This window comes from Flavobacterium sp. N2038 (assembly GCF_025947185.1).
Taxonomy (GTDB): Bacteria; Bacteroidota; Bacteroidia; order Flavobacteriales; family Flavobacteriaceae; genus Flavobacterium.
Map to the genome: position 1 here is coordinate 3087518 of NZ_CP110001.1, position 20225 is coordinate 3107742.

9 protein-coding genes are annotated in these 20225 nt (G+C 37.4%); 6 read left to right on the forward strand and 3 right to left on the reverse strand.

Features of this window, described 5'->3' with window-relative positions:
* Window positions 1-152 precede the first annotated feature (152 nt).
* The 4 genes from OLM51_RS13690 to OLM51_RS13705 all read left to right on the forward strand — a co-directional run bounded on the left by OLM51_RS13690 (window position 153) and on the right by OLM51_RS13705 (window position 15197).
* On the forward strand, window positions 153-10577 hold the full coding sequence (locus OLM51_RS13690) for a PKD domain-containing protein (RefSeq protein WP_264551163.1): 10425 nt from the start codon (window positions 153-155) through the stop codon (window positions 10575-10577).
* Between the two features lie 31 nt (window positions 10578-10608).
* Window positions 10609-11532: a type IX secretion system membrane protein PorP/SprF gene (locus tag OLM51_RS13695; RefSeq protein WP_264551164.1), complete on the forward strand. Its 924-nt coding sequence runs from the start codon at window positions 10609-10611 to the stop codon at window positions 11530-11532.
* An 11-nt stretch (window positions 11533-11543) separates the two neighbouring features.
* Complete coding sequence (locus tag OLM51_RS13700; protein ID WP_264551165.1) at window positions 11544-13475, forward strand: OmpA family protein; 1932 nt, start codon at window positions 11544-11546, stop codon at window positions 13473-13475.
* 255 nt (window positions 13476-13730) lie between these two features.
* Window positions 13731-15197, forward strand: a complete 1467-nt coding sequence (locus OLM51_RS13705; RefSeq protein ID WP_264551166.1) for a glycoside hydrolase family 130 protein — start codon at window positions 13731-13733, stop codon at window positions 15195-15197.
* Between the two features lie 56 nt (window positions 15198-15253).
* Here OLM51_RS13705 and metQ read toward each other — a convergent pair whose 3' ends face one another.
* The 3 genes from metQ to metN form a co-directional block, all read right to left on the reverse strand.
* On the reverse strand, window positions 15254-16066 hold the full coding sequence (gene metQ, locus OLM51_RS13710) for a methionine ABC transporter substrate-binding lipoprotein MetQ (protein WP_264551167.1): 813 nt from the start codon (window positions 16064-16066) through the stop codon (window positions 15254-15256).
* 124 nt (window positions 16067-16190) lie between these two features.
* Window positions 16191-16844 (reverse strand): methionine ABC transporter permease MetI, encoded by a 654-nt coding sequence (gene metI, locus OLM51_RS13715; protein WP_264551168.1) that lies wholly within the window; start codon window positions 16842-16844, stop codon window positions 16191-16193.
* Entirely contained in the window at window positions 16837-17868 is a 1032-nt protein-coding gene (gene metN / locus OLM51_RS13720; protein WP_264551169.1) for a methionine ABC transporter ATP-binding protein MetN, read from the reverse strand. The genes metI and metN overlap by 8 nt, the downstream gene beginning before the upstream one ends.
* 401 nt (window positions 17869-18269) lie before the next feature.
* On the opposite strand from metN, the gene OLM51_RS13725 reads away from it, so the two are divergent.
* The gene (locus tag OLM51_RS13725) at window positions 18270-18860 is read left to right on the forward strand and encodes a hypothetical protein (protein WP_264551170.1); all 591 of its coding nucleotides are present in this window, start codon (window positions 18270-18272) and stop codon (window positions 18858-18860) included.
* An 868-nt stretch (window positions 18861-19728) separates the two neighbouring features.
* Window positions 19729-20211 (forward strand): GNAT family N-acetyltransferase, encoded by a 483-nt coding sequence (locus OLM51_RS13730; RefSeq protein WP_264551171.1) that lies wholly within the window; start codon window positions 19729-19731, stop codon window positions 20209-20211.
* Window positions 20212-20225: the final 14 nt, after the last annotated feature.

Below are 20225 nucleotides of genomic sequence, written 5' to 3' on the forward strand. Positions count from 1 at the left end.
TCAAAAGAAAGAAACCAAAGCTTTGTTTTTATAACTTTGAGATACCCTCCCCCGCATCCAATCAACAAACCTGCAAATTAAATGTACATCGTAATTATTAATTAAAGGTGGCGATTTAATTTTTTGACCCGCCTTTCATATCCTGATTGCTTATGGTCCAAGTTTACCTTTCTTCGCCGATTCATAATTTTGCTAAAAAACTGTTCGTTCTTATTTTTATATTCTTTTTAACTACTACGAAGTTAAATGCACAGAACTGTACAGTAAATGCGGGAGTACTAAACGTTACAATTTGTGAAACGGATGCTTTAGTACTAACAGGAAATAATCCCTCCCCAATTATAGGTACGGTCTTATGGACGCAAATCTCGGGTCCGGCCGTTACAATTAACTCTCCTAATAGCTCTAGTACCACAATATCTGGTTACACAGGCGGAAATACCTATATTTTTAGATATAGTGCCACATGTGGTGATGGTATTGCATCTTATCAGGATAAAGTAGTCAATGTAAAACCAATTACTCAGGCTAATGCAGGTGGAAATATAGCCAGTTGCCCTAACAACAACGGAACTTTGACTATAACAGGAAATGCACCTCAAAATACAGGTGAAACTGCTTATTGGGAAATTGTTGGAAATAATGATGCAGGAGTTATAATTAATTTTCCAAACTTACCTACCTCAACCATAACTCTTCCTGCAATTAAATGTGGCGTCAGTACTTTACAATGGGTTATCGAAGGCCCTGAATTTGCGCCGGGACAACGTTGCAGAACAACTTCACAGATTACTGTAACTAATTATGGCGGTGTTAAACCGGTTTCTGCAGGGCCAGATCAAACATTAAGTAATTGTTATACCACAACTCAAAGTACTAATCTACAGGCGACCTACGGAGGTTGTGGCTTAAACGGACAAAATGGACAATGGACTTTTGTAAGTGGTCCTAATACACCAACAATTGGGAACCCAAATTCAAATACTACAAGTGTCTCCAATTTAGTTGAAGGTACTTATACTTTCAGATGGACCGTTACAGGGCCTTGTGCTTCAGGAAATGATTCTGTAACCATTATTGTTCCCCCTGCAACACAAGATGTTACAAGCTTACCTGGTGGTGATGAATTTATAAATTTTTGTGATAATACAATCACTCAGGTTACTCTCGTGGCGCAAACACCATTGTATGCCGGCGAGACTGTACAATGGTCGCAAATATCAGGAGATCCGACGGCTAATATTGTTTCTCCTACAAATCCGACCACTTTAGTAACTAATATTTCTGATGCCGGAGATCCTTATCGATTTCGTTATACTTTAACAAACAACAATACAGGTTGTGTATTTACCAAAGATTATGTTGTACAATATAATGGCCCAACGCGAACCATTGTAGCCAATAATGGAAATGATATCACAGGAAGTTGTAATGCAACCGTATTTACAATTCCGCTGGCCGTAACAGGAACAGGGATAAATCAGTATAGAATTGTAAGTGGGCCTGACAGCTCACCTTTGGCTCCTTTTCCTACTGCTTTACAAAATATTGGAGACTCGGTTACCTTAACACTTACAGCTCCGGGAGATTATACGGTAGAATTTATAAGAAGTCAAAACGGAAATCTTACTGTAGCCTGCGATTATGGCTATGATACGATAAATATTCTCGTTTCTGGTGAGCCTACACCATCCAACGCAGGAACAGATGTAAGTTTGCCTTGCGGAGATACGACTACTATATTATCGGGTGTTAGCACAGATGACGGTATGCATTTCTGGAGTCAGCTAAGCGGACCAAATGATGCTGTAATTGTAGATGTTTTTGCCGTAGATACACAGGTTACAGGGCTTATATCCGGAACTTATGTTTTTCAGTATATAACAAAAGGTGGTGGTGCTACCTGCGGTTTTTCAGTTTCCACAGTAACTGTATATGTTTCAAACAGTTCATTAGGCACTGTAGATGCAGGGCAAGATCAGCTTGTTTGTATAAACTCACAAGTGGCACTTAATGCCGCTACTCCAATAAGCAGTGAAATAGGAGAATGGAGTCAGGTTTCAGGCCCCAGCACTATTACTTTTTCAAATGTAAATGACCCGAAGGCAACTGCCACAGGATTTACGTCTGCTGCATCTTCTTATGAATTGCGATGGACTGTTTCTTACTTACATCCCGGACCTTCGTGCGGAGGATCTTCTTCTGATAGCGTATTTATCCTTACAAACAATATCGTTGCGCCTTCAAACTCTGATGCCGGACCAGATGCTTGTTACTCATCAGGCACAAATACCTTTAACCTAAGTGGTAATACACCTAAATTGGAAGAAAATGGCTTGTGGAGTGTTCAGCCCTCTGCCGGAGTCGTTTTTGCAGATGTAAGTGACCCAAATACTCTTGTAACTGTTCCCGGAAATGGAACCTATATTTTTACCTGGACAATTGATACAAGGATAAGATCTTGTGTGGGCAGCTCCAGTAGCGTTTCAATTACAGTAGCAGATACACCTCCAACCGCCAATGCAGGTCCTGATCAGCAAACATGTGGTAATACTATAACGATGGCAGCTACAAAAAGTGGTGGGGCAACAGGAACATGGACAAGAATATCAGGAGTTGGAAGTTACACAATAAGTGATGAACACGACCCAAACGCAGTTTTTACTTTTTCATATAGTGGTTACTACATTTTTAGATGGACAGTAGATGCAAAAATTTGTGGTCAGGCATTTGACGATATTGAATTAACCATAGGAATTCCTCCAAATCCTGCTTCGGCTGGTCCTGATCAAAATGTCTGCAATAATTCCAGTGTTACTATGGCCGGAAATTCTTATGACAGTTTTTTCGAACTTGGACAATGGTCTGTTTTGACTGGAGCTCCAAATCAGCCTACAATTGTTGATCCATTAAATCCAAACACCCAAATTACAGGATTAGTTGCCGGTACATATACGTTTAGATGGACAATGACCGCAAAAAGTATCTTTTTATGTCCGGGAAGTTTTGATGATATGGTTGTTGTGGTTGACCCTGCTGCCAATGCAGGAGCTGATCAGACTACTTGTGATGTTACCAGTGTTCAGCTTATGGCAAATGCCAATTCAACCGGAACATGGTCACTAACAAGCACTACAGGAAATACTGCTGATGTAGTCATTACACAATCACCATCCAACAGTTACATTGCAAATGCAACAGTCGTTCCCGGAAATAGCTATGTGTTTACTTTCACAACTAGTACAATAACATTTCCAGACGGCAGTTCTTGTCCCGGAACATCAGATTCTGTAAATGTTACCATTTACAAGGGTGCCAGTATCGATCCAAATGCCGGAGCAGATCAAACTTTATGTATTAGCGATGTTGCGGGAGCAACAACTATGAATGGAAATGCTAAACCAGCTGATGTCACTACCGCAGAATGGCGTTTTGTTTATCAGCCAGCTGGAAGTGTTGCTGTTATTACTACTCCATCAAACCCATTAACTTCTGTTACCGGGCTCACCGTTCCGGGTCTTTATATTTTAGAGTGGGTTTTTGAAAGTGATAATTGCAGACCCCTTTCTGATGTCGTTCGTATAGAAATGAATGCCCCTCCAAGTGGTGCAAATGCAGGTCCTGATAATACTGTAGCTTGTCAGACCAGTTATAAAACTGCCGCTGTACCTCCGACAGTAGGTATCGGAACATGGACATTTGCCTCTCAGCCTCCCGGAGGAGCCGCCGTAATTGATAATCCAAACAGTCCTGTAACCACTTTATCTAATATAAATGTTTTAGGCACATACATTTTAACTTGGACCGTTACAAATGGTCCATTTACAAGTCCTTCTTTATGCCAGCCATCTTCTGATAATGTCGAAATAACATTTAATGATACTCCGCCATCTACAGCAAATGCTGGGCCGGATCAGGAATTATGTGATGTTGATACTGTTACAATGAATGCTGTACAAGTAACTTCAGGTTTAGGAACATGGACTCAGGACTCAGGTCCAAATAATTCCATCATTGCCTCACCCAATCTTGAAAACTCTTTAATACTTGGTCTTATACCTGGTACATACATATTTCGCTGGACAGTAACAACATTAAATCTTAATGGATGTACTTCTGAAGATACTGTAACTGTAACCATATACGATCAGCCATCTACAGCAAATGCAGGTCCTAATCAGATTGTTCCGCAGTTTATGCCAGTTAATATGAATGCCGTAGTTCCAACAGTTGGTACTGGAATCTGGACACAAGTTTCCGGACCGAGTACTGTAGGATTTACTGACGAAACAAGTCCTGCTACGGCCGTAACAGGAACTATTCCCGGTATATATACTTTACAATGGACGGTAAGCAACGGAAATTGTGCCGTTTCATCAGACACTATGAATCTTACTATCCTTTCTGTTGCCGATCTTGAATTAACAAAATCTGTAACACCAATGACAGGAAGCGCGGGTGATGTGGTGACTTTTAATATTCACGTTTTTAATAATAACTCACAAGGCGGATCTGTTACTGCTACTGGCGTAGGAATACGTGATTATATCCCAGCCGGATTTGCTCTGGTTGCCGGATCTGTTACCTCAGCCGGACAGTACAATGTAGGTGATAACACTATTACATGGTCAGACTTAACAATTCCAATTGGCGCAACTTTAAATTTATCATTCAAAGCCACAATCAGACCTGTAGGGCCATATGTAAATGTTGCAGAAATTATTGCATCCAATCAATTTGATCCCGATAGTACTCCAAATAACCAAAATGCTTCCGAAGATGACCAGGACGATGCTTCTCTTGTTCTTGACGTAGCTGATTTGTCACTTCAAAAATCAGTTTCTCCATCAACAGTAAGTATCAATGATAATGTAATTTTTACCATTTCTGTTACCAACAGCGGACCAAATAATGCCACTGGTATTTCGGTTATAGATCAATTACCTCCCGGTTATACTTATGTAAGTGATAATGGTGGTGGTAAGTATAATAAAACTACAGGTTTATGGACTGTTGGAAATTTAAACAATGGTAATACTATTTCGCTTCAGATTACAGCGAAAGTTAATGTAGCTACAGCAGCAAATTATGTCAATATAGCCGAAATACAGACTGCAAATCAATTGGATCCTGACAGTACTCCTGGCAATGGACTTCCCGAAGATGATCGTGACGATGCTGTTGTAAATCTAAAATCAGCCGATTTGGAACTCACAAAAACGGTTTCTCCTACCACAGCTGCAGCAGGAGAACAAGTGCAATTTACACTTCATCTCGAAAACAAAGGCCCGGGAAATGCAACAGGAATTGGCGTTCAGGATGTTATCCCTGAAGGCTTCACCCTGATTCCCGGATCAGTATCAAATGGAGGATTTTATAATATTGCAAATGCCAATCTCACCTGGCAAAATCTGGCTTTGGCAAATGGTACCACTTTGGACCTGACATTTAGAGCTATTGTAAATCCATTAGGAGCTTATCTCAATATAGCCCAAATAACTGCCAGTGATCTTCCGGATCCTGATAGTACACCAAATAATGATGATGGTGATCAAAGTGAAGATGACGAAAGCAATGCTCCTTTTACCTTTATTGGTCCAACTGCAGATCTTTCGTTAATTAAAAGAGTGGTAACAGGAAATACCTTTCCGGTAATTGGAAGTCAAATTTCATTCGAACTTATTATTACCAACAGTGGTCCTAATAACACCGATAATGTTTTGGTGAAAGATCTTTTACCATCCGGTTATGAATTTGTAAATTACAGTTCATCAGCTGGTCTTTATGAAAATACTTTCGGTATATGGAATGTTGGTACAATTAATTCAGGAGTTTCAGAATCGCTTATTATTGATGTAAAAGTACTTCCTACAGGCGATTACCTCAATACAGCTCAGGTCACAGCAAGTAGTCTGCCGGATCCAGACAGTACGCCAAATAATGATGACGGAGATCAAAGTGAAGATGATGAAGACCGTGCTATTACGACTCCTGTTCAGCCTTCTGCGGATTTATCGCTGACTAAAAAAGTTAGTAATCCGACTCCTCTTGTTGGCTCTTTTGTAACTTTTGAAATTATTACTACAAACAGTGGCCCACAGGATGCTGCGAGTGTTACTGTAACAGATTTACTTCCTTCCGGTTATACTTTCAGCAGTTTTAATGCTACAAGTGGTACCTACGATAGCACAACCGGTTTATGGTCATTAGATATTTTAAAAAGTACTGAATCAGAGACGTTACAAATCATTGCAATTGTAAACCCAACTGGAGACTATACTAACATTGCTGAAGTTACCAATAGCGACACACCAGATCCGGACTCGACACCTAATAACGCTGTAACAACGGAAGATGATTATGGTACTGCCACAACAGTACCAATACCACAGTCATCAGATTTATCATTAACCAAAAAAGTAAATAATGCAACACCATTAGTAGGTTCTCTAGTTACTTTTGAAATTGTAGTAACAAACAATGGTCCACAAGATAATAATGGCATTCAGGTAACAGACATACTTCCATCCGGATATACTTTTACAGGATTTACTGTTTCTACAGGAACTTACGATACTGCTACAGGAATATGGACCGTTGGAAATTTGGTGACTGGCGATGCCGAAACGCTTCAAATTGTGGCAAAAGTTAATCCAGGCGGTATTTATCTTAATAAAGCCGAAATAACCGCAGCAAATCTTCCTGATCCCGATTCAACACCAAACAACGGCGCAACTACAGAAGACGATTATGCCGAAGCTACAACCGTGCCCGTGCCTGAATCAGCAGATTTATCACTTACAAAAACAGTTAGTAATGCAACTCCATTAGTTGGTTCACAAGTAACCTTTAGTATAGAGGTTAGTAATGCAGGACCTCAGGAGGCAAATTCTGTTGCTGTAACTGATTTGATCCCTTCCGGATATACCTATGTATCTTACAGTGCAACTACAGGAACTTACGATTCATCAACAGGAATCTGGACTATTGGTAATATCCCAATTACAGATTCTTATACATTACAAATAACAGCTGTAGTTAATGCTACCGGCACTTATTTAAATACAGCTGAAGTGACTGCAAGTAGTCTGCCAGATCCGGATTCAACTCCAGCTAATGGTAGCACAACAGAAGATGATTATGCAGAAGTTGCTACAACTCCTGTACCTCAATCAGCAGATTTATCACTTACAAAAATTGTCAGCAACGCTGCACCTTTAATTGGCTCACAAGTAACCTTTAGTCTTGAAGTTAGTAATACCGGACCACAAGATACAAATGGTGTAACGGTAACCGATTTATTACCTTCCGGATATACCTATGTTTCTTATAGTGCAACCGCTGGTAATTATAATCCTGCAACCGGACTTTGGACAATAGGAACTTTATTAAATGGATCTTCTCATACTTTACAACTTACAGCAACCGTAAATCCAACAGGAGATTATATTAATACCACAGAAGTAACCGCAAGTAATCTTCCTGATCCGGATTCAACTCCAAATAACGGGGTTACCACAGAAGACGATTATGCCACTGCTACCATTACACCAACAACTCAGGCATCAGATTTATCCTTAACCAAAACAGTAAACAATGCGACACCATTAGTAGGTTCTCAGGTTACTTTTGAAGTTATTGTAACAAACAATGGTCCTCAAAATAATACGGGTGTTCAGGTAACAGATTTACTTCCATCCGGATATACATTTAATGGATTTACCATTTCAACCGGAACTTATAATCCAACAACCGGAATCTGGACAGTAGGTAATTTAATTAATGGAAAATCTGAAACGTTACAAATTACAGGAACTGTTAATCTAACCGGAGATTATCTTAATATTGCAGAAGTGACAGCAGCTGATCTTCCAGATCCTGATTCAACTCCAAATAATGGAGTCACAACAGAAGATGATTATGCAACCGCAACGACAACACCAATAACTCAGGCTGCCAATTTATCTTTGACCAAAACAGTCAGTAATGCAACTCCATTAATTGGTTCTCAGGTAACATTTGAAGTCGTTATTACCAATAGTGGCCCACAAAATGTAACGGGTGCCGAAGTGACAGATTTATTGCCTTCCGGCTATACTTTTAGCAGTTATAGTGCCACTAAAGGAACCTATAATAAAACTACGGGTAAATGGAATATTGGTTCTTTAATTAATGGTGATTCACAAACCTTACAATTAACAGCAACTGTTAATTCTACTGGCAATTATACCAACATTGCAGAGGTTACAGCTAGTAGTCTTCCTGATCCAAATTCAACTCCAAATAATGGAGTTACGACCGAAGATGATTATGCAACTGCTACAACTACTCCAGTACCTCCAATGGCAGATTTGTCACTGGTTAAAGGTATTATTGGAGGCAATAACAGTCCTATATTTGGTGCAACAGTTACTTTTGAAATAATAGTAACCAATAGCGGTCCGCAAGATGCTACAGGAGTAACCGTTTTAGATATACTCCCTAGCGGTTATGAGTATGTAGTGTATAGCTCAACAACCGGGCAATATTTCAATACAAATGGAATTTGGAATATAGGAACTATCCGAACCGGGGCATCAGAGTCTTTATTAATTGGAGCAAAAGTAAAGGAAACAGGAGTTTACAGAAACATTGCTGAAGTTTATACCGCAAACGAAGCAGATCCTGATAGTACTCCTGGCAATGGCTTAGTACCTGAGGATGATGTTAGCACATTACTATTAAATCCTGTTCCGGCAGTGGCTGATCTTTCTTTAGAGAAAAAAGTTGTTGGCAACAACCTTACTCCTGCCGTTGGATCACAAATATCTTTCACAGTAACCGTAACCAATGACGGTCCAAGCAATTCGACTGGTGCAACAATCAAAGATATTCTTCCATCTGGTTATCAGTATGTATTTTTTAATTCAACTTCAGGAAGTTACGATCCTAATACAGGAATATGGACACCTGGAATTATTCTACCAGGAAACAGCCATACTTTATTGATAAATGCAATTGTAAAAAGACCAACTGGCACACCTGATGAATATTTGAATACAGCCGAAATAATGACTTCAGACCAATTTGATCCTGACAGTACTCCAGGAAACGGCATCATTACAGAAGATGATTATGACAGTATTTTTGTAACGCCAGTAATAGTTATGGCCGATTTATCTATCGAGAAAACTGCTTTAAATGCTGATGCCACTTACGATGTTGGCTCTACCGTTATTTTCACTGTTACAGTTAAAAATGATGGTCCGGCAAATGCAAGTGGTGTAATGGTAAAAGATTTATTACCGCCAGGATTTAAATACTCGACCAGTGCCCCTACCAGTGGTCTCTACAATTATATAACTGGTGTTTGGAATGTAGGTATTGTTACAGCAGGTAATGATGAATCACTGGATATATATACAACGGTAAATTCGCCAACCGGAGTCACGGGCGAGTATACAAATACGACCGAGATTATTGCCAGCAATCTGCCGGATCCTGACTCAACTCCAAATAACGGAGTTGTCACCGAAGATGATTATGACAGTCTTCAAATTAACGTAGCTGTTGCCGATCTAAGTCTTGACAAATCTGTTAGTAACAAAAATGCAAATGTAAATGAAGTCATAACATTTACACTTCAGTTAAACAACGAAGGACCAAGCTCTGCAAATGGAGTCGCTGTCGAAGATATAATTCCTATAGGATATTATAATATTTCGAATATCAGCAACGGAGGTATATTTAGTAATAACAAAATAAAATGGACCAATCTAAATGTTCCAATTGGCGGTGTTACTTTAACGTATCAGGTTACAGTTGCAAATCCATTAGGACTTGATAGTTATGATTATCTAAACATTGCGCAAGTAACTGCAAGTAATCAATTTGATCCTGACAGTAAGCCAAACAATGACAAAGGTGACCAGAGTGAAGATGATGAAGATTCTGAATTTATAAACATCCCGTCAACCGATATTGCCATAAACAAAGAAGTAGATCAGACAGATGTTCCAATGGGTTCTCAAGTAGTCTTTACTATAACAGCAGAAAACCTGGGAAGCCTCACCGCTACAAATGTCGAGGTACAAGATCTGTTGCCAAAAGGATATGCATTAGACAGTTATACCGTTACATCAGGAGTTTACAACGGAACTACGGGGCTCTGGACAATTCCAATTATCAACGGAAAAACTGCTCAAACCTTAGTCATTAACGCCAAAGTACTTGATTTTAATGATTATCTCAATACGGCACATCTTGCAAAACTGGATCAGATAGACACCAATTCATCAAACAATCAGGACAGCGCTACCGTCGCTCCAAATTGTCTGAAAATTTATAATGAGTTTTCTCCAAACGATGATGGCCAAAATGATACTTTCTACATTGACTGTATTACACAATACCCTGACAACCAACTATCAATATTCAATCGTTGGGGTAATATAGTGTATTATAAAAAAGGTTATGACAACACCTGGGATGGTAAAGCAGAAGGATCTGCAAAAACACTGCCTGAGGGTACATATTACTATATTCTTGATCTCGGCGATGGTTCTAAAAAAACCTCTGGATGGGTTTACTTGAAATAAAAAAAAGGAATAACCAAAATAAGAATTGGCTATGATTAAAAATATAAAAAAGATTTTCGCAATCATTTCGATGCTTTCTGTATATGGAGCATTCGCACAGCAAGATCCGCAGTACACGCAATATATGTATAATACACTTACTGTTAACTCTGCGTATGCCGGCTCGTTAGGACATTTAACAATTACCGGATTATACAGAACACAGTGGGTTGGCCTAGACGGAGCACCAACTACTCAGTCCTTTTCACTAGATACTCCGGTAGGAAAAAATCTAGGTCTGGGTTTATCCGTAGTCAGCGAAGAAATCGGACCATCTGAAGAACAATATATCGATGGTAACTTCTCTTACACTATTCCATCAGGACAAACACATAAACTTTCTTTTGGTATAAAAGGAGGAGGAAGAGTACTTAACATAGACTGGTCAAAAGGAAGTCACAAAGATCCCGATGTACAGTTTCGCGAAAACATCACCAACAAATTCCTTCCTGTTGTGGGAGCAGGTTTGTACTGGCACGGCGAAAGAGATTACATTGGATTATCTATTCCTAATTTCATAACCAAAGAGCGTTACAATTATGATGATATTGCAGACGATCTGGTTAACGAACGCATGCACCTTTATCTAATTGGAGGCATTGTATTTGATCTTTCAGCTCATACAAAATTTAAACCGGCTATGATGCTCAAATATGTGGCAGGAGCACCTTTAATTGCTGATTTTTCAGCCAATTTCATGTTCAACAATTGTTTTACTCTTGGTGCATCCTACCGTACATCAGATTCTGTAAGTGCATTGGCTTCATTACAAATTTCACCACAATTTTTGGTGGGATATGCATATGATTATACCACAACAGAATTACAGAACTATAACAGTGGTACACACGAAATCGTACTTCGCTTTGAATTAGTATCGCGCAAAAAAGGCCTAAAATCACCAAGATTCTTTTAATACTGTCATTTATGAAAAGAAGAATTACTATACTCATACTGCTGACTATACAACTGGTATATTCTCAGACAAAAAACAAAGCTGCAGACGCTTTGTTTGATAAAATGTACTACATCGATGCGGCAAAATCCTATGAGATGTCGATAAAAAATGGTGATACCTCCAAAGAAGTTTTGCAGCGTATTGGCGATGCTTATTACTTTAATACACAAATGGAAAATGCCAGTAAATGGTACAGCAAACTGGTTGCAGAATATCCCGATCAGGTTTCCTCAGAATATTATTTCCGATATGCACAGTCCTTACAGGGAATTCAAAACTATGAACTGGCAAAAAAATGGATGGTTAACTTTTCCGCGAAAAAAAAATCTACTGATTCCCGTGCTCAGAATTTTTCTTTAAAAACAGTAACACTGGAAGATATCGAAAGGATTAAACCGCAATTTATACTGGAAAACCTGGAAATAAACTCGGCTTATTCTGATTTTGGACCAATGTTTTACAAGGGCAATCTGGTATACTCTACTACATCTGATTCTTCTTATGTAAAAACAGCAAAGTATGGATGGAACGATCAGCCGTATCTAAATTTGCAACTCGGACAAATAAGTCCAACGCAAACCAATGTTTCTTTTAAAGAGCGTTTTGCTAAAGAAATCACCACACAATATCACGAAGCCTGTGTCGCATTTTCACCAGACGAAAAAACGATTTATTTTACCCGAAATAATTACAACGGGAAACTAAAAAGAGATACGAAAGGCGTTAATAACTTAAAAATCTATTCGGCTAAAGCAACAGAAAACAGTAACGGAACTGTAAAATGGGAAAATGTAAAAGAACTTCCCTTCAACAGCGATAATTATTCTGTCGGACAACCTTCTATAAGTAAAGACGGGAAAAAGTTATACTTTGTTTCAGATATGCCAGGAACTATTGGTTCTACAGATCTTTTTGTCGTAGATATTCTGGGTGAAGACCAATACTCAAATCCTAAAAATCTGGGCGAAAAAGTAAATACCAGCGGGCGCGAAATGTTTCCTTTTATCACAGATCAGGCTTTGTATTTTGCTTCTGACGGATTTCTTGGCCTTGGCGGACTTGATGTTTTTGAAAGTCGGTTAAATGATGGTGCTTTTGATGTTCCTTCTAATCTTGGCGCTCCATTAAACAGTAATATGGATGATTTTGGTTATATCGTAAACGAAGAAACCAATAAAGGCTTTGTCTGTTCAAACAGAAAAACCGGAAAAGGCGACGATGATATTTATTCTTTTGAAAGAACCTGTGTTCAGTCAATTGACGGGTATATATTTGATGCTGTTTCAAACAACAAAATTCCAGGTGCCATTGTAACGCTTAAAAACAATTCGAATCAAAAAATAGAAGAAACCGTTTCTAAAATTGATGGAAAATTTGAATTTAGTGAGCCTATAAATTGTAATACCTCCTATACCATTGAAGCAGTTAAAGATAATTTCCATACGGTTTCAAAAGCAGTTACAACTGCGTCATTTTCCGGAATAACCCAAGTTCCTATCGGACTTGACCCTGCCCTAATTGAGCGTAAAGATGGGCTCTTAAAAATTAAAATCGGAATCATATTATTTGATCTCAACAAATCAGATATTCGTTATGATGCTGCTATAGAACTAAATAAAATAGTTTTATTAATGACACAATACAGCACCATCACCATTAAAATCGAATCACATACCGATTCAAGAGCAAATGATCAGTATAATCTCGAATTATCTGATCGAAGAGCCAAAGCAACCAGAGATTATATCATTTCTCAGGGAATTGCTCCTGAACGAATTGAAAGCGCAATAGGTTATGGAGAAACTCAACTGCTTAACAACTGCTCAAATGGTGTACCTTGTACGGAGGCACAACACCAAATGAACCGACGAAGCGAATTTATCATTACCAAGATGCAGTAAGATTAAGCCGCTGCTTAAAACTATGTGTCACAAACTTAAACCTAACTCCATCAGTATTGATGGAGTTTTTTATGCTTTAAAACTTTTTAATAAAAATGATCTTTTTTTTCACTAACTTGTTGTATCAATAATAATTAGCATTATTTACTGTTTAAAATAAGATCTACTTATACATTATCAACAAACGATATAGCGCGGCTTCTCTAAAAATAATTTTATTCAATGCGCTTATTTTTATAATTAAAAGCTAAAATTATGCGAGTATCCGTAATCCGAAAAAATATAAAACTTACCCCAGATTCCAGAAGAGTTGTTGCCAGATACTTTATGAATGGCGATGAACGAACCCAACAAATGGTAGGTCGTATTATGTTACTGGATGAAAAACAGGTATTAGAAACTTTAGAACAAACCCTTCGCGAATTTGCCAGACGCCATCGCAATATTTCTTCTGTTTTTCTTAAGCATTGCGAAAAAATAAAACCATTAATTGTTGCTATGCAAATTGATTATGATGCGATGTCTCTTAATCGAAAATTACTCATAGGTTCTTATTGCACAATGGAGTATGCTATAGAATCCGCAGCTATTTTTAATCCTTCAATAGTAGAAGACTTTGATCAGTCGGGACTTGGAGCCGGAGAAAAAAGAGTCATATTGTCTTTTCGGGCCACAGGAGAAGGTCATATTTCATCCATCGTTTTTAGAAGAGGAATACTAGACAAGAATAATGATTTGCAAATAATGAAAATTGGAAATCAGATTGATAAAGCCGAAGTTGAACACAAAACCTTATTCAATAAAGAACGTTTTTTGACGAAGTTGTGCGAAATGCATACAGCAGACAAATATATCGACCAGATTATGCAGAATCTCCCGGATGAATTTGAATTTGTTGCCCTAAAAAATATTGTAAATACAGCGCTCACAGATCCTTCGATGCGTCAGGAAAGAAGAACTGCACTCGAAGAAATAATCTGGCTGGCCAACTCCTTTTATGACCTACAATTTAATCATGATTCTGATATAACAGAACGCGTTATATTTCCAATATCCGATTCTGAAAGCCGTGGTATAGAAGATGCCCGTTTCGTTCGTTTTACTGATGATGATAATTCTACCCGCGTAATGGCTACTTATACGGCTTACAACGGTCATGCCATATTACCAAAACTTATTTCTACCGAAGATTTTTATACCTTCAGAGTAATGCCTTTACATGGTACGGGCGCACAAAATAAGAATCTCGCATTATTTCCAAGAAAAATAAAAGGCAAATATGCCATGTTATCCCGAATTGACGGTGTAAACAATTACATTATGTACTCTGACCGTGTCACACAATGGAATACTCCAATTTTGCTGCAGGAACCTAAATATCCATGGGAATTCACACAATTAGGAAACTGTGGATCGCCACTCTGGACAGAAGAAGGCTGGCTTGTAATTACCCACGGTGTAGGCACAATGAGACGTTATTGCATTGGAGCATCATTATTTGATCTCGATGATCCGTCAAAAGAAATTGGAAGACTTGATGAGCCCTTGCTTTCCCCATTAGAAGATGAACGCGAAGGTTATGTACCAAATGTAGTTTATTCCTGTGGTGCCATTATTCATAACAACAGTCTCGTCCTGCCATATGCCGTATCTGACTACTCCTCTACTTATGCCGTAGTCGATATGACCGAACTTCTGGAAGCACTCAAAAAAAGCAAATAATACTCCATAAAAAAAGGCCTCATAAGGCCTTTTTTTTTATTATTCAATCCAGTATATTACCAGCCTTTTACAGCTCCGCCTTTAAATTCGCGTTCTGCAGCCTGCTCTACTTCAGCAGATTGAAAAGCCTGCAGAAACTGCTTTACTTTCTCTTCATTTTTATTGTCTTCACGGCTTACGACCAAATTTACATAAGGCGAATCTTTATCTTCTACAAACAAAGCATCACGCGAAGGAACCAATCCGGCCTGAGAAGCAAACGTATTATTGATAATCGCAATTGAAACATTAGCATCATCAAGCGCACGAGGCAATTGAGGTGCTTCTAATTCTAATATTTTTAGATTCTTAGGATTACTTACAATATCTGTTACTTTAGGCAATAAACCTACTCCGGCTTTCAATTTCAATAAACCATTTTTCTCTAAAAGCAATAACGAGCGTCCGCCATTTGTTGGATCATTTGGAATAATAATCGTGCTTTCATTTTTCAATTCAGAAAGACTTTTTATCTTTTTCGAATAACCCGCGATTGGATAAACAAACGTTTTACCTATAATTGCCAACTTATAACCACGTTGTTTAGATTGTTCATCCATGTATGGTTTATGCTGAAAAGCATTCGCATCAATATCGCCCTGACTCAATGCTTCATTCGGAATTACATAATCATTGAAAGAAACCAATTCAACTTCCAATCCAAATTTTTCCTTTGCTACTTTTTTTGCCGCCTCTGCAACTTTTAATTCCGGCCCAGCCGCAACCCCTACTTTTATATGGTGCGGATCATTAGTTTTACCCTTTCCACAATTAACGACAATAAGCGATAAAGCTATAATTCCCGCTACTTTAAAAACATTTCGTTTCATATCTGTTCTTTTATATAATTTCTAATTTCTTCTAAAATCTTGCTTCTTAAATCTTGCTTCTTAAATCTTTCCTCTAAAGTCTTTCCTCTAAAATCTTGCCTCTAAAATCTTGCTTCTAAAACAACTACCTATGATCAAAGTATTTCGACAAAGCATCTCCCGCAAACTGAATCAGGAATACCAAAACAACCAGCAAACCTAAAACAGAATTCATTGTTACGGCATCATAACCAATATATCCGTATTGATATCCCACTTGTCCTAAACCTCCGGCTCCAACAGCTCCACCCATAGCAGAATAACCTACAAGCGTGATTAACGTAATTGAAGCAGCATTAATTAGCGATGGTAAAGCCTCCGGAAGCAATACTTTGTATACAATTTGAAAAGGCGTTGCACCCAAAGCTCTTGCGGCTTCAATCAATCCTGAAGGCAGACCTAACAAACTGTTTTCTACCAAACGGGCAATAAACGGCGCAGCTCCAATACTTAATGGAACTAAAGCTGCACTAACACCAATTGAAGTTCCAACGATGGCACGTGTAAAAGGAATCATCCAAACGATTAAAATAATGAATGGAATCGAACGAAAAACATTTACCAATACAGATAAAGTTCTGTTTAAAACTGCTTGCTCTAGTATTTGATTCTTTCTGGTAAGGAAAAGTAAGATTCCTGTTGGAAGACCAATTAAAAAACCAAAAAAGCCCGATACAAAAGTCATAACAATGGTTTCCCATGTTCCTTTTAACAATAAATCTATAATCGAATCAGACATAACCTATAATTTCTGTTTTAATATGTTTTGAATTAAAATATTGAATCGCAGCGGCATAATTTTCACGCTTACCTGATAACTCAATCAGCATTACACCAAAATTAACTTCGCCAGCCTGATCCATTTGCGCACTCACAATTTTGAAATCTGTATCAAAAAGTCTTGAAACTTCCGAAATTACAGGCTCATTCACCGATTTTCCTGTCATTTCCAGTTTCAATAACGGGTTCAGATTTCCATTATCTTCCTTTTGCAATCTTTCCAGATAAACTGTTGGTACATCAATATGCAAAGAAGAAGAAATAAACTCTTTGGTTAATTCATGTTTTGGATCGGCAAAAATTTCACCAACACTTCCCTGCTCTATTAATTTTCCATGACTAATTACTGCAACTTCATCACAAATTGATTTTACCACCTCCATCTGATGGGTAATTAATAAAACGGTGATATTAAGACGTTTATTAATATCTTTCAATAAATTCAATATAGATCGTGTAGTAGCCGGATCCAGTGCACTTGTAGCTTCATCACATAATAGTACTTTTGGATTATTGGCCAAAGTCCTGGCAATTGCCACTCTTTGTTTCTGACCACCCGAAAGACTTGCCGGATAGTCATTGGCTTTTTCGGCCAAACCTACCAATTGCAATAATTCTAAAACTCTGCTCTTGATCTCTGCTTTTGGAGTTCCGGCTAATTCTAGCGGAAAAGCAACATTCTGGAAAACTGTTCGGGAAGAAAGCAGATTAAAATGCTGAAAAATCATTCCGATTTGTCTTCTTTCAATTGCCAGTTCTGCATTTGATAATTGCATTAACGCCTTACCATCTACAATAATTTCTCCCGAAGTGGGTCTTTCCAACAAATTGACACAACGGATTAAAGTACTTTTTCCCGCACCCGAAGTTCCGATAACACCAAAAATTTTTCCCGGAGGAACTCTAAGCGAGACATCAGATAAAGCAGCAACAATTCTGTCTTTCTGATGAAAAGTTTTAGTAACATTCTTTAATTCAATCATTTTCTTAATCAAGTTTAAAAACAAAAAAGCCTCTCAAACATTCATGAAAGGCCTTTTGAAATAAATAGTACCATTTTATATACAAGCCAGATCAATGAATCTCATAATAGTATTACAACACATCATATTGCTGCTATAATAATTCATCAATTTCTGGTTACTTTTCTTCATTGCGGTTGCAAATTTAAACAGTTAATTTCAATTTTAAAGCATAAATCCTTAAAACTTTTATTAACCTATCAAAATAATAGACTTCTATATTAAATATCACGCCCAGAATAGCAATTTTTACCCATAAACGCGCATTTATTCTAAAAAAGACAATAAATACAGTTATTTGATTGTTATATAAAGACAGATGCTCATGAGAAAATCAAAATAACAACGTATTAAAATCCACTATGAAAAAAATAGCTTTTATAATTCTACTTAGCGCTTCCTTTCATGCATACGCGCAGAACGAACTTGATCCGAAGTTTAAACCAATTCCGGCAAAAAACACTCCGATTAAAGAAAAAATTCCGCCTAAAGAAGAAGCACCTGTAGTAAACCCGCCTGCCCCTGTTGCACCGGATCCTTTACAAATTAACCCGGAAGAACTGTTTAGCAATCCTAATTTATATAAAAAAGATGCTAATGTTCCCGGTATATTTTACAGACGAAATCAGTATTTAGGAGGTTTTAAAACAAAAACCATTACCTCTACAGTTCGTTTTCGTGATGCTGCTTTTGTAGATGGAGATAAAATAAAAATGTATCTCAACGATCAGTTAATCGAACCTGAAGTTACATTAGACGGAGAGTTTAAAGAATTCAAAGTGAAATTAATTGAAGGCAAAAACAAAATTGATTTTGAAGCTATAAATGAAGGTTTTGCATCACCAAATACAGCGCAATTTGAAGTTTATGATGATAAAGGAACTGTAATCACATCAAGCCAATGGAATGTTGGTACCGGCTACAAAGCCACTATAATACTGTTTAAAGAATAATCAGGAAAAGTAATTCCTTTATTTTCTTTACTCTCAAAGATAACTTAAAACTCAAATCCCATTTCATTGCGAAATGGGATTTTTTATTATATCTGAAACCCATTGCGTGCAATTAATTTAAACACAATAGTCCCGATAGCTATCAGGACTATGTAAAAGAAACGTGTTTCTTTTTGTATTCTTTTCAAGCCATATAACCTATGTTTCTATGTGTTTAAATAAAATAGTAAGCAATTACAAATGTGCTATCTAAAATATATTTTAAGGTTTTAAAATATACTTCTAATAAAATATTTTTTTTTCTCATTAAACCAAATAGGATAAAATCAGTCTATAACATACTTAAATCAAAAATTGGCGGAAGAATTCAACCTTCACAAAAAATTCCAAAACCAGATTTGAATTTTATACATACGTATCGAAGATTTTACTTTTAATGAAATTATGTCGACTTGTGAGACCGTAAGACATACTCGTTTTTTTGTATCATCATTTTAGTTCTAAATAATCATTAAAAAAATTCCAAAGTGGATAAATTAAAAATTCAAAGATTAAAAAGCACATTAGCTTATCTAAAAAGCAAACAACGAGAACTAACACGGGTAGAAACAGCTAATACCCGAATTCTTGAATCGATGATAAAATACTTAAAAAAGGATATGCTAGACCAATTTAAACTAGCCGAATACGATATTTACATCAAGAATGAAATAAAAGACACAGACACCTTCATTAAAAGCGTACAAAACATCATTGATGAACATTGTATCGTTTCCTGATTAAATTTTTAAATAGATTGTATTACTGTATTGCAAACTAACAATAGAAATAATAACTTTCGGTTCTAATAATTTATAAGCACAAGATTATGAACTTCAGAAATGCAACAATAAGTGATTTAGCGGTAATTAATGAAATTGAAAATCTCTGTTTTTCACCAAATGAAGCAGCTTCCTTAGAAACTCTGGCAAAACGATTACAGGTTTTTCCGCAACATTTTTGGCTAATTGAAGATCATAACAATACCATTGGTTTTATAAACGGAATGGTTACAGACAATCGCACCATTGTTGATGAAATGTTTAAAGATCCGGATTTACATCATGAAAACGAAAAATGGCAGTCCGTCTTTGGACTAGCCATTTCTCCTGATTTTCAAAAACAGGGTTATGCCGGCGAGCTGATAAAGCATTTGATTGCAAAATCTAAAATGCAGAACCGTCAGGGCATCACACTTACCTGCAAAGGATATTTAGTTGCGTATTACGAAAAATTTGGTTTTACCAATCTAGGCATTTCAGCTTCAGTTCATGGCGGAGAAGTATGGCATGACATGGTAATTGAGTTCTAGATTCTCGTTTACAG